General features: G+C 73.1%; 10 protein-coding genes. 2 read left to right on the top strand and 8 right to left on the bottom strand.

The window, feature by feature from the left end; all coding sequences use genetic code 11:
• Positions 1-2: 2 nt before the first annotated feature.
• The 7 genes from Sfr03f_RS14665 to mce all read right to left on the bottom strand — a co-directional run bounded on the left by Sfr03f_RS14665 (position 3) and on the right by mce (position 9484).
• On the bottom strand, positions 3-827 hold the full coding sequence (locus tag Sfr03f_RS14665) for an ABC transporter permease (RefSeq protein ID WP_108954341.1): 825 nt from the start codon (positions 825-827) through the stop codon (positions 3-5).
• Complete coding sequence (locus tag Sfr03f_RS14660; RefSeq protein WP_108954340.1) at positions 824-1876, bottom strand: ABC transporter ATP-binding protein; 1053 nt, start codon at positions 1874-1876, stop codon at positions 824-826. The genes Sfr03f_RS14665 and Sfr03f_RS14660 overlap by 4 nt, the downstream gene beginning before the upstream one ends.
• Before the next feature lie 125 nt (positions 1877-2001).
• Positions 2002-2769, bottom strand: coding sequence for an ABC transporter permease (locus Sfr03f_RS14655; RefSeq protein ID WP_108954339.1), 768 nt, complete (start codon positions 2767-2769; stop codon positions 2002-2004).
• Between the two features lie 2 nt (positions 2770-2771).
• Positions 2772-3728 (bottom strand): ATP-binding cassette domain-containing protein, encoded by a 957-nt coding sequence (locus Sfr03f_RS14650; RefSeq protein WP_108954338.1) that lies wholly within the window; start codon positions 3726-3728, stop codon positions 2772-2774.
• Between the two features lie 133 nt (positions 3729-3861).
• On the bottom strand, positions 3862-4794 hold the full coding sequence (locus Sfr03f_RS14645; protein WP_108954337.1) for a coiled-coil domain-containing protein: 933 nt from the start codon (positions 4792-4794) through the stop codon (positions 3862-3864).
• A 183-nt stretch (positions 4795-4977) separates the two neighbouring features.
• On the bottom strand, positions 4978-8826 hold the full coding sequence (gene scy, locus Sfr03f_RS14640; RefSeq protein WP_108954336.1) for a polarized growth protein Scy: 3849 nt from the start codon (positions 8824-8826) through the stop codon (positions 4978-4980).
• A gap of 217 nt (positions 8827-9043) precedes the next feature.
• The gene (gene mce / locus Sfr03f_RS14635; RefSeq protein WP_108954335.1) at positions 9044-9484 is read right to left on the bottom strand and encodes a methylmalonyl-CoA epimerase; all 441 of its coding nucleotides are present in this window, start codon (positions 9482-9484) and stop codon (positions 9044-9046) included.
• A 147-nt stretch (positions 9485-9631) separates the two neighbouring features.
• Between mce and Sfr03f_RS14630 the strand changes: the two genes are divergently transcribed.
• Together Sfr03f_RS14630 and meaB are read left to right on the top strand one after the other, a co-directional pair.
• Positions 9632-10828 carry an acetyl-CoA C-acetyltransferase gene (locus Sfr03f_RS14630; protein ID WP_108954334.1) on the top strand — a complete coding sequence of 399 codons (1197 nt, stop codon included), beginning with the start codon at positions 9632-9634 and terminating at the stop codon, positions 10826-10828.
• Positions 10829-10900: 72 nt separating this feature from the next.
• Positions 10901-11857, top strand: coding sequence for a methylmalonyl Co-A mutase-associated GTPase MeaB (gene meaB / locus Sfr03f_RS14625; protein ID WP_108954333.1), 957 nt, complete (start codon positions 10901-10903; stop codon positions 11855-11857).
• A 171-nt stretch (positions 11858-12028) separates the two neighbouring features.
• Here the strand turns inward: meaB and Sfr03f_RS14620 are convergent, their stop codons facing one another.
• On the bottom strand, positions 12029-12505 hold the full coding sequence (locus Sfr03f_RS14620; protein ID WP_108954332.1) for a MarR family winged helix-turn-helix transcriptional regulator: 477 nt from the start codon (positions 12503-12505) through the stop codon (positions 12029-12031).
• Positions 12506-12516 lie beyond the last annotated feature (11 nt).

Genomic DNA, 12516 nt, shown 5'->3' with positions numbered 1-12516 from the left:
GGCTACACGTCCCGGTTGGCCTGCGCGGCGAAGGCGCCGGCGCAGGCGACCACCGTCAGCCCGGCGAGCAGCGCGGTCTGGGCGCCCCCGTGACCGGTCGACGGGCTGCCCTCGAAGATCAGCGACAGGGCGCTGATGGCGTTGTAGTCGCTCACGAACTGCGCGACGTCCACCAGACTCTCGTTGAAGAGCAGGAACGGCGGCAGGATGGCCGGCACCAGCACCACGCCCAGCATGGTGGTGATGGCGCCCGCCGAGTGCCGCATCATCGAGCCGACCGCGAGCGCCAGCACGCCCATCAGCGACACGTACAGCGCGCCCTTGAAGACGGTCGGCAGCCAGGCCGGATTGCTCGGCGCGTCCACCGTCAGCTGTGTGTAGAGGCCGACCACGGCGATGGCCACGGCCGCGGTCACGAACGCCACCAGGAAGAACACGATGATCTTCGCGGCCAGCACCCGGTGCCGCTGCGGGGAGGCGGTGAAGGTGGTGCGGATCATGCCCGTGCCGTACTCCGAGGACACCACCAGCACGCCCAGCGACACCAGGCACATCTGGCCCAGCAGCAGGCCGAAGAAGGCGGGCATGGTGTACGGGGCGTTGAGGTAGGTGTCGGCGCCGATCAGCCCGGCGACCATGCAGCCGAGCACGACCACCAGCGCCAGGAAGATGCCCAGCGTCCACATCGTGGAGCGCACCGAGCGGATCTTGGTCCACTCCGAGGCGAGCGCGTGGCCCAGGTTGGCCTGCCGGATCGGGATGGGGGAGACGTAGGAGGGGGTCCGGGGCGCCTGGCCCGGGATCTGCTGGGTGCGCTCGGTGGTCATCGCGGGTCCTTGCTGAACGTCGGGCCGTCGGCGGCGTGGACGGGCTGGAACGGGGCGCCGGGACCGGGATCGGGGTCCCAGCCGTCCGACCGGCCGGGCACCGGCGCGGGCCGCATCCCGATCTGCGGGTCGGCGCTGGAGCGGTAGTCGACCATGCCCTGGGTCAGCCGCATGTAGGCCTCCTCCAGCGAGGCGTGGTGCGGGGACAGCTCCCACAGCCGGACCTCCGCCTCGTGGGCGACGTCGCTGATCCGCGGCAGCGGCAGCCCGGTCACCCGCAGCGCCCCGTCCTGCTCGGGCAGCACCTGCGCGCCCGCCCGGGTCAGCGCCGCGGTGAGCGCCTCGCGCTGCTGCGGGCCGGTGTCCGGCACCCGGACGCGGGCGAAACCGGCCGAGTTGGCGGCGATGAACTCGCGCACGCTCATGTCGGCGAGCAGCCGGCCCCGGGCGATCACCACCAGGTGGTCGGCGGTCAGCGCCATCTCGCTCATCAGGTGCGAGGAGACGAAGACGGTGCGGCCCTCGGCGGCCAGCGACTTCATCAGGTTGCGCACCCAGAGGATGCCCTCCGGGTCGAGGCCGTTGACCGGCTCGTCGAAGAGCAGCACCTGCGGGTCGCCGAGTAGCGCGGCGGCGATGCCCAGGCGCTGCCCCATGCCCAGCGAGAAGCCCTTGGTGCGCCGGCCGGCCACCTCCGACAGGCCGACCAGCTCCAGGACGTCGTCCACCCGGTGGGCGGGGATGCCGGAGAGCTGGGCGATGCTCAGCAGGTGGCGGTAGGCGTCCCGGCCGCCGTGCACGGCCTTGGCGTCGAGCAGCGCGCCCACGTGACGGGGCGCGTTGGGCAGGCTGCGGTAGGGCGAGCCGTTGACCGTGACGTGGCCCGCGGTGGGCGTGTCCAGACCGAGGATCATCCGCATCGTCGTCGACTTGCCGGAGCCGTTGGGGCCGAGGAAGCCGGTGACCATGCCGGGCCGCACCTGGAAGGAAAGGTCGTCCACGGCTGTCTTGTCGCCGTAGCGCTTCGTCAGGCCCACTGCCTCGATCATGCTTCACCCATCGTTCGGCCACCGCGTCGGAACGGACGGGGACGCTGTGGCCCCCATTGGGTTTAGGAGAACATCAGCGGGGCCCGTGGTTCCAGAGTGACGGCGGAAAATACCGGCGCGTCCGGTTACGCGTCGCGCCGCTTCAGCAGCAGGTAGCCGCCGGCGAGGGCCGCGGCGCACCACAACGCCATGATCCCCAGACCGCCCCAGGGCCCGTACGGCACGTCGTCGCCGACCGTCACCACCTGCATGATGCGCGAACCGGCCTGGTCCGGGAGGTACCGGCCGACCTTCTTGGTCGCCGAGACCGCGCCGAGGATGGGGGAGAGCAGGAAGAAGAACGGCATCAGCACGCCGAGCGCGAGCATCGGCGAGCGCAGCATCGCGGCCACGCCCATCGAGAAGACGGCGATCAGCGTCATGTAGAGCGCGCCGCCCACCACCGCCCGCAGCACGCCCTCGTCGCCGAGCGCCGCCCGGTGCGGGCCCAGCACCGCCTGGCCGAGGAGGAACGACGCGAAGGCGGTGACCAGCGAGACCACGAACGCCGGAACCGTCGCCACGGCGATCTTGGAGGCGTAGAACACCCCGCGCTGGGGCACCGCGGCCAGGGAGGTGCGGATCATGCCGGTGCTGTACTCGGTGGACACCACCAGGACGCCGAAGACGATCATCGCGAGCTGGCCGAGGCTCATGCCCGCGAAACTGATGAAGGTCGGGTCGAAGGTGAGCCGGTCCCGGGCGGGCATCTCGCCCCACTCCCGGCGGGTCAGCCAGGAGATCAGCACCCCGAGGGCGACCGTCACCACGAGCGCGACGGAGAGCGTCCAGACGGTGGAGGACACCGACCGGATCTTGGTCCACTCGGAGCGGAGGACCTGCGCGACGGCCATGCTCAACCCTTCTTCCAGTCGGCGCCCCACGGCGCCCTCTCGCCGGCCGGGGGAGTGTCGCTGTGCGCGTGGTACTCGACCGACTCCGCGGTCAGCCGCATGAACGCCTCCTCCAGCGAGGCCTGCTGCGGGCTCAGCTCGTGCAGCACCAGGCCGTGCCGGGCGGCGAGTTCGCCGACCTGCTCGGCGGCCACGCCGTCGAGCTCCAGCGTGCCGCCGGTCTCCATCGCGGTGAGGCCGGCCGAGCGCAGCACGTCCAGGAACCGTTCCCGCTCCGGGGTGCGCACGCGGACGTAGGCACGGGAGTTGCGCTGGATGAAGTCCGCCATCGACAGGTCGGCGAGGAGGCGGCCCTGCCCGATCACCACCAGGTGCTCGGCGGTCAGCGCCATCTCGCTCATCAGGTGCGAGGAGACGAAGACGGTACGGCCCTCGGCGGCCAGACGCTGCATCAGGGTGCGGATCCAGTGGATGCCCTCGGGGTCCAGCCCGTTGACCGGCTCGTCGAACATCAGGATCCGCGGGTCGCCGAGCAGCGCGGCGGCGATGCCCAGGCGCTGCCCCATGCCCATCGAGAACCCCTTGGCCTTCTTCCTGGCCACGGCGCTCAGCCCGACCACGTCCAGCACCTCGCGCACCCGCCGCTCGGGCAGGCCGTTGCTCTGGGCGAGGCACAGGAGGTGGTGGTAGGCGCTGCGGCCGCCGTGGTTGGCGTTCGCGTCGAGCAGGGCGCCTATCGTCCGCAGGGGATCGCGCAGTTCGGCGTAGCGGCGGCCCTCGATGCGGACCGCGCCGGAGGTGGGGTGGTCCAGGCCGAGGATCATCCGCATGGTGGTGGACTTGCCCGCGCCGTTGGGTCCGAGGAAGCCGGTGACGATGCCCGGCCGCACCTCGAAGGTCAGGTTGTTCACGGCGACCTTCTCGCCGTACCGCTTGGTCAGCCCCTCCAGCGCAATCATGGCCACCACCGTAGGGGGGCGCGGGATGCGGTGCCAGCGGAACGCGCGGCCCCGCGCCGGGCACGCACGAGGCCCGCACCGCGGGGGACGGTACGGGCCTCGCGGGCAGCGCCGTGGGGGCGGGACCCGGGGGTCAGCGGCTCTGCTGCGCCGGGACCGTGCGGACCGGCTCCTCGTCGGCGGGGGAACCCGCCGCCGCGACCGCCGCACCCGTGAGGGTCGCCAGCATCTCGCGCACGTTGGTCAGCTGCGCGTTGATCGAGTCGCGGCGGTTGGTCAGCGCCGCCAGCTCGCGCTCGGATTCCGAACGGATCCGGTCGGCCTTGGCGTTCGCGTCCGCGACGATGTCCTCGGCCTGGCGCTGCGCGGTCTCCACCGTCTGGCGGGCGCGGCGCTCGGCGTCGGTGCGCAGCTTCTCGGCCTCCAGGCGCAGCTGCTCGGCGCGGTGCTCGATCTCGGCGAGGCGCTTCTCGGCCTTGGCCTGGCGCGAAGCCAGGTCACGCTCCGACTGCTCCCGGCGCTTGGCCAGGTTGGTCTCGAAGTCGGCGGCCGCCTGCGCGGCCTTGGCGCGGGTGTCCTCGAAGAGGGCGTCCGCCTCCTCACGCTTGGCCTGGGCGTCCTTCTGCGCGTCCGAGCGCAGCTGGGACGCGTCCGACTTGGCCTTCTCGACGATCCGCAGACCCTCGTCGTCCGCCTTCGCCCTGCGGTCCACGGCGTACGACTCGGCGTCGTTGCGGACCTGCTGGGCGGCGGCCTCGGCGAGCTCCCGGTGCTGCTCGGCGGCGCGGCGGGCCTCCTCGCGCAGGTCCTTCGCCTCCTCCTCGGCGAGACGGAGGATCTTCTCGACGCGGGCGCCCAGGCCGGCGTACGACGGCTCCGACGCGTCGGGCTGCGCCTGGACGTTCTGCGTCTCGAGGTGGAGCTCCTCGATGCGCTTCTCCAGCGCGGTGATGCGGGCGAGCGCGCTGTCACGGTCGGAGACGAGCTTCGAGATACGTTCGTCCACCTGAGCGCGGTCGTACCCACGCCGGACCAGCTCGAAGCCGTAGGGGGAAGTGTCGCTCATGGGGTTCCTGTCGAAAGAGACCGGTGAGGTGATAGAGGGAATCCTAGGCTGCTGAGCGGCGTGTCATCGAGCGGAAAGCCCGATTCATCGGGAGAATGCCGCCCCGTTCGAGTGGAAATCGCCGGTCATGACCTGGGTTACAACGGTCGGACCGTACCAAGGACACCGAAATTCACCCACCGGTCAGTTGTCGGACGACTTGCCACCCGATCGGGTGTTCCCCGCCGAGGCACCCGCCTTGACGCCCGTCTCCTTGCCGGCGCCGGGCACCTCGAAGGACTCCAACGCCTCCAGCACGTCCTGGACACGGGAGATCTCGGCGTTGATGTCCTCGCGGCGGCGCACCAGCACCTCGAGCTCGCGCTTGCCCTCCGCGACCGTCCGCTCGGCCTCGGCGACGGCGTCCGCCTTGATCTTCTCCGCCTCCGCGACCAGCGACGCCTTCTTCTGCTCGGCCCCCTTGAGCAGCTCCTCCGCCTTCTTCACGGCGGCGATGCGGACCTTGCCGGCCTCGGAGTTCGCCTCCGCCATCAGGTCCTTGGCCTTGGCCTCCGCCTTGGCCAGCTGCTCCTCGGCCGCCTTGATCAGCGCGTCGCAGCGCTCGCCGGTGGACTTCATCGTCTCGGCGGCCTCGTGGCGGGCCCGCTCGTGCAGCTCCTCCACCTCGGCCGTGATCCGGTCGCGCAGCTCCTCGGCGCGCTCGCGGATCGCCGTGGCGTCCCGGCGGGCGCCGACCAGCAGCTCGTCGGCGTCCTTGCGGGCCTTCTCCACCAGGGAGTTGCCCTCGACCGTCGCCTCGGAGACCAGCCGCTCCGCCTCCTGACGGGCCACGCCGACCATGGTGTCGGCCTGCGCCTCCGCGTCCGCGGTGGTCCGCAGGGCCTGCTCCTGCGCGTCGGCGAGCAGCTTGTCGGCCTCGGCGGCCGTCTCGGAGATGAGGGTGTCGACCTGCTCGGCCGCCTCGGAGCGCCGCTTGTTGGCGTCCTGACGGGCCTCGTCCAGGGTGCGCTCGGCCTCCTCGCGGGCCGCCGCGGTGAGCCGGTCGGCCTCGGCCTCCGCCTTCTCCCGCATCCGGCGGGTCTCCTCGCGGGTGCGCTCGGCGCGCTCCTGCGCCGTGGCCACCGTCTGCGCCGCCTCGGCGCGCAGCCGCTCGCTCTCCGCGGCGGCCTCGGAGGCGAGCCGTTCCGCCTCGCTGCGGGCTTCGCCGATCAGCCGCTCGCTCTCCGCGGTGGTCTCCGAGGTGAGTCGCTGCGCCTCGCTGCGGGCCTCGCCGATCAGGGTGTCCGCCTGGGTCGCGGCCTCGCTGCGGATCCGGTTGGCGTCGTCGCGGGCCTCGGCGCGCGTGCGGGACGCCGTCCGCTCGGCCTCGGCCGTCGTTTCGGCGGCCTCCTCGCGGGCCCGGCGGGCCTTCTCCTCGGCCTCGGTGCGCAGCCGCTCCGCCTCGGCCGCCGCCTGAGTGACGGTGCGCTCGGCGAGCGCCTTCGCGGCGTCCGACTCCTCGCGGGCGGCGCCCAGGATGCGGCTCGCGTCCTCCGCGGCCCGCTCGCGCTCGGCGTACGCGTCGGAGCGGACCCGGTCCGCCTCCTCCTCGGCCTCCTTGCGGGCCCGGTCGGCCGCCACCTCGGCGGCGGTGCGCAGACCCTGGATCTCCTCCTGGGCCTGCTCGTGCAGCCCGGCCACCGACTCACGCACCTGCTGGGCGTGCTGCTCGGCCGCCGACACCATCTCGCCGGACCGGCGCTCGGCCTCCTCGACCAGACGCAGCGCCTCGGCCTGCGCCTCCTCGACCCGCTTGCGGGCGGAGGCGAGCAGTTCCTCGCTCTGCTCGCGGGCCCGCTCGCGCTCCTGGCCGGCCTCCTCGCGGGCGGCGCCCAGGAGTTCCTCGGCCTCACGGCGACGGCGGGCGGCCTCCTCCTGCGCGGCGGCCAGGGTCTCGGCGGCCTCGGTCCCGATGCGCTCGGCGGCCGTCCTGGCCTCGGCGCGGAGCCGGTCGGCGGTCTCCTGGGCGTCCGTCTTCAGCCGCTCGGCCTCGGTGGCGGCCTCGGTGCGCAGCCGGACGGCGACCGACTCGCCCTCGGCCCGCGAGGCGGCCGCGTCACCGGCGGCCTCGGTGCGCAGCCGCTCCGCCTCCTCCTCGGCCTGGGCGCGCAGCGAGGCGATCCGCTCGGCGGCCTCGGTGCGCAGCCGCTCGGTCTCCTCGGCGGTCTCCCGGCGCAGGCGCTCGGCCTCGGCGCGGGCCTCGGTCAGCGCCTCCTCGGCGGCCGTGTGCCGCTCCTCGGTCTCGGTGCGCAGCCGGTCCAGCTCCTCGGCCGCCTCCGCCTTGCGGGCCGCGACCGCGGCCTCGGCCTCCTCGCGCAGCGCGCGGGCGGCCTCCTCGGCCTCGGTGCGCACCTCCTCGGCGCGCTCGGCGGCCTCCGCCTTCAGCCGGTCCGCCTCGGCGCGGGCGCGCTCCAGCGCCTCGTCGGCCTGGCGGCGCAGCGTGGTGGCGCGGGAGAGGGCCTCGGTGCGCACCTTCTCGCTGTCGGCGGTCGCGGTCTGCCGCATGTCGTCGGCGTCGGCCTTGGCCTTGGCCAGCAGCTCCTCGGCCGACCTGGCGGCCTCCTCGATCTGCTGGACGGCCTCCCTGCGGGCCTCCTGCCGGATCCGCTCGCCCTCGGCGACCGCGTCCGAACGCAGCTGCTCGGCCTCGCCGCGCAGGCGGCGCGCCTCCTCCTGCAGCTCGACCGTGCGGGCCCGGTACTCCTCGGTGTCGTCCTTGGCGCTGCCCTTGAGCTGCTCGGCGATCTCGTGCGCCTCGGCGCGCAGCCGGTCGGCCTCCGCCTCGGCCTCGGTGCGGATCCGCTCGGCCTCGTCGGCGGCCGCCCTGGTGGTCCTCTTCGCGTCCTCGGAGGCCTTGGTGAGGACCTCCTCGGCGGTGCGGGCGGCCTGGGCGAGCTGGGTGGCGCTCTCCTCGGCGGTGGCCGCGCGGGCCTTCTCGGCGGCCTCGGCGACGATCTTCTCCGCCTCGGCGCGGGCGGCCGCGACGATCTGCTCGGCCTCGGCCCTGGTGGTCTCGGCCTCCTCGTTGGCCTCGCCGACCAGCCGGGCGACCTGCTCCCTGGCCGTGCGGATGCGCTGCTCCTGCGCGGCCTCGGCGCCGGCGAGGGCCTTCGCGGCGGCCTCCTTGGCCTCCGCGACGACCTTGTCGGCCTCGGCCCGGGCGGTGCGCAGGGCCTCCTCGGCCTCGGCCATCCGCTGCTCGGCGGCGCGGCTGAGCTCGGTGGCCTGACGGCGGGCCGTGTCGGACTCGGCGACGGTGGTGGTGCGCAGCCGCTCCGCGTGCTCGGTGGCCTCCTGGGCCTGCGCGGAGGCGGCGTTCAGCAGGCGCTCGGCGTCGGCGCGGGCGCGGCGCAGGAGCTGGTCGGCCTCCGCGCGGGCGGCCTCCGCCTCGCCGGACAGCCGCTGGCGGGCCTCGGCGACCAGCCGCTCGGCCTCGGCCCGGGCGGCGGCCATGGCCTGCTCGGCCTCGGCGCGGGACTCCTCGAGGAGCCGGCGGGCCTGCTGCTCGGTGCGCGAGCGCAGCTGCTCGGCCCAGGCGACGTTCTCGTTGACGTGCGACTCGACGGTGGCGCGGCGCTCGGCGAGCTCCTGGTCGAGCTGCTGACGGCGGGTGACGGCCTCGGTGTGCAGCTCGCTCTGCAGACGGGCCGCCTGCTCGGCGTGCTCCTGGAGGATCCGCTGGGTCTGCGCGCGGACCTGGCTCAGCTCGCGCTCGGCGTCCTGACGCAGCTGGTCGGCCTGCATCTGGGCGTTCCGCAGCAGCTGTTCGGCGTGATAGCCGATGTCGCCGCCCTCGAAAGGGGGCCGGAACATGAGGGTGCGGCGCGCCTCGTGGAGCTTGGCGCGCAGCACCTCGACCTGGTAGCCGAGATCCTCGGCGTGCTGGATCGCCTTCTCCCGCTCGGTCTTCAGCCGCTTCATCTCGGCCTCGAACCGAGTCAGGTGGTCGACGTCATCCGCCGGTTCCCGCTCCTGGCTTTCGTAGCCCCGCACAGCGCGGTCCCATCCGTCCCCTGGTCGCAAGCGTGTCAACGAGCTCCGTCCAGTCGGTCGGACGGGGCCCCCGGGGAGTGGTGTCGGACTCGCTGGGCAAGGGCTGCTGCCTGCCCGCGCGCCCCCCGATACCCGGACCCCGGCCCGCGGCCGTCACTCCGCCGGAGACCCGGGAAGAGACGACCGCCCCCACCCTACCGGCCCCTTTCGGGGGAGGTCAGTGGTCCGCGGACTCGGAAGGGGCCGAAGTGACCAGTTCTGTCAGGACTCCGTGACAGTCCTTGGGGTGCAGGAAGGTGATCCGCGAGCCCATCGAACCCCGTCGCGGCTCCTCGTAGAGGACCCGGACGCCCTTGTCCTTGATGTCCGCCGCGTCCGCGTCGACGTCGGCGGTGCCGAAGGCGATGTGGTGCACGCCCTCGCCGTTCTTGGCCAGCCACTTCGCGACGGTGGAGTCCTCGCGGGTGGGTTCGAGGAGCTGGAGGTAGGAGGCGCCGCCGTCCGACGTATCGTTGATCTTGAGCATGGCCTCGCGGACCCCCTGTTCCTCGTTGATCTCGGAATGGAAGACCTCGAAGCCGTACGTGGCCCGGTAGAACTCCACGGTCCGATCCAGGTCGAAGCAGGCGATCCCGATGTGGTCGATTCGCGTCAGCATGCGGTCCAGTGCAGCGTGCACGGAGCGGTTACGCAACGTGCGCGCGATCACACCCGTGGCACGGTGACGCCCCGACTACCGCTCAGTACATTCGGAGAAACCCTCACGTCAATTCCACGGCCGGCAGGCCGGAAGGGACGCCATTCCATGTCCGGAACCAACAGCTCGGTGATCGTCGCGGGTGCGCGCACGCCCATGGGGCGACTGCTGGGCTCGCTGAAGAACTTCTCCGGTGCCGACCTCGGCGGCTTCGCCATCAAGGCCGCCCTCGACCGTGCGGGGATCGGGGGCGACCAGGTCCAGTACGTGATCATGGGCCAGGTGCTGCAGGCCGGCGCCGGCCAGATCCCGGCGCGCCAGGCCGCCGTCAAGGCGGGCATCCCGATGAACGTGCCCGCGCTCACCATCAACAAGGTCTGCCTCTCCGGCCTCGACGCGATCGCGCTGGCCGACCAGCTGATCCGGGCCGGCGAGTTCGACATCGTCGTGGCCGGCGGCCAGGAGTCGATGACCAACGCCCCGCACCTGCTGCCGAAGTCCCGCGAGGGCTTCAAGTACGGCGCGGTCCAGATGCTCGACGCGATGGCCTACGACGGCCTCACCGACGCCTTCGAGAACATCGCGATGGGCGAGTCGACCGAGAAGCACAACACCCGCCTGGGCATCGGCCGCGCCGAGCAGGACGAGATCGCCGCCCTCTCGCACCAGCGGGCCGCCGCCGCGCAGAAGAACGGCGTCTTCGAGGCCGAGATCACCCCGGTCGAGATCCCGCAGCGCAAGGGCGAGCCGGTCGTCTTCAGCAAGGACGAGGGCATCCGCCCGGAGACCACCGCCGAGTCCCTCGGCAAGCTGCGCCCCGCCTTCTCCAAGGAGGGCACCATCACGGCCGGCTCCTCCTCGCAGATCTCCGACGGCGCCGCCGCCGTCGTGGTGATGAGCAAGGCCAAGGCCGAGGAGCTGGGCCTGGAGTGGATCGCCGAGATCGGCGCCCACGGCAACGTGGCCGGCCCGGACAACTCGCTGCAGTCGCAGCCGTCCAACGCCATCGCGCACGCGCTGAAGAAGGACGGCCTGGAGGTCTCCGACCTCGACCTGATCGAGATCAACGAGGCCTTCGCGGCGGTCGCCGTGCAGTCAATGAAGGACCTCGGCGTTTCCTCGGAAAAGGTGAACGTCAACGGCGGTGCGATCGCGCTGGGTCACCCGATCGGCATGTCCGGCGCGCGGCTGGTGCTGCACCTGGCGCTGGAGCTCAAGCGGCGCGGCGGCGGCGTCGGCGCGGCCGCGCTGTGCGGCGGCGGCGGTCAGGGCGACGCGCTGATCCTGCGCGTGCCCAAGGCCTGACCCTCCCCCCGGGTTCCGGCCCGGTTCCGCCCGTCTACGATCCCGTTGGTCCCCTCTGAACGGAGCTGTTGGATGCAGGACGTCGCCTCGCTGGTCGCCCAGGCGCGGGAGGGCCGGCCGCGGGCCGTGGCCCGGCTGATCTCCCTGGTGGAGGGGGCGTCGCCGCAGCTGCGGGAGGTGATGGCCGCGCTCGCGCCGCTGACCGGCGGCGCGTACGTGGTCGGACTGACGGGATCGCCGGGCGTGGGCAAGTCGACGTCCACCTCGGCGCTGGTGACGGCGTACCGGAAGCAGGGGAAGCGGGTCGGCGTGCTCGCGGTCGACCCGTCCTCCCCCTTCTCCGGCGGCGCGCTGCTGGGCGACCGGGTGCGGATGTCGGAGCACGCCTCCGACCCCGGCGTGTACATCCGGTCGATGGCCACCCGCGGACACCTGGGCGGTCTCGCCTGGGCGGCGCCGCAGGCCATCCGGGTGCTCGACGCCGCCGGGTGCGACGTGGTCCTGGTCGAGACGGTGGGCGTGGGGCAGTCCGAGGTCGAGATCGCCTCGCAGGCCGACACCTCGATGGTGCTGCTCGCGCCGGGCATGGGCGACGGAATCCAGGCGGCCAAGGCCGGAATCCTGGAGATCGGCGACGTCTACGTCGTCAACAAGGCGGACCGGGACGGGGCGGACGCCACGGCCCGGGAGCTCAACCACATGCTCGGCCTCGGCGAGGCGCGCGAGGCGGGGGACTGGCGGCCGCCGATCGTCAAGACCGTCGCCGCGCGCGGCGAGGGCGTCGACGAGGTCGTCGAGGCGCTGGAGAAGCACCGGGCGTGGATGGAGGAGCGCGGGGTGCTGCAGCAGCGGCGGCTCGCGCGGGCCGAGCGGGAGGTGGAGACCATCGCGGTCACCGCGCTCCGGGAGCGGATCGGGGACCTGCACGGGGACCGCCGCCTCGGCGCCCTCGCCGAGCGCATCGTCGCCGGCGACCTCGACCCGTACCGCGCCGCCGACGAACTGGTGGCGGGCCTCACCGCGTCCTGACCGCGGGCTTCGTCGTGACCGCGGGCTTCACCGCGTCGTGACCGTGGACCTCACCGCGTTCTGAGCGCGGGCCTCATCGTGTCCTGACCCGCCCGCCGGCTCGCCGCCGGTCCGGCGGGGCCGCGGGGCCTCCCCGGCTCCCCGCCCCGCGGGCGGGTGCCAGGGCGGCGCTCACGGCCGCGAGCGGTGGGAGCGCAGGTGGGCGGCGATGGGGGTGAGGGCCGCGGAGAGGGAGTCGAGGGCCTCGGCGGGAAGCAGGTCGAGGAAGTGGCGGCGCACCGAGGCGACGTGGTGCGGGGCGACCTTCCGCATCGTCTCCAGGCCCAGCTCGGTCAGTACGGCGAACAGCCCCCGCCGGTCCGACTCGCAATTCTCCCGCCGGACCAGCCCCGCGTTCTCCATCCGCGTGATCTGGTGCGACAGGCGGCTCTTGGACTGCAGCGTCGCGGCGGCCAGGTCGCTCATCCGCAGCCGTCGCCCCTCCGCCTCGGAGAGGTTGACCAGGATCTCGTAGTCGTTCATCGTCAGGCCGAACGGCTGCAGGTCACGCTCCAGTTGGTGCGCGAGCAGCCTGTTGACCTCCAGATGGGTGCGCCAGGCGCACTGTTCCTCGGCCGTCAGCCACCTCGTGTCCGTCTCGCTCTCCATGAGCCCCAGTC

The sequence above is a fragment of the Streptomyces fragilis genome, from assembly GCF_003112515.1.
GTDB lineage: Bacteria > Actinomycetota > Actinomycetes > Streptomycetales > Streptomycetaceae > Streptomyces > Streptomyces fragilis.
This window is presented reverse-complemented; position numbering and strand designations above follow the sequence as displayed.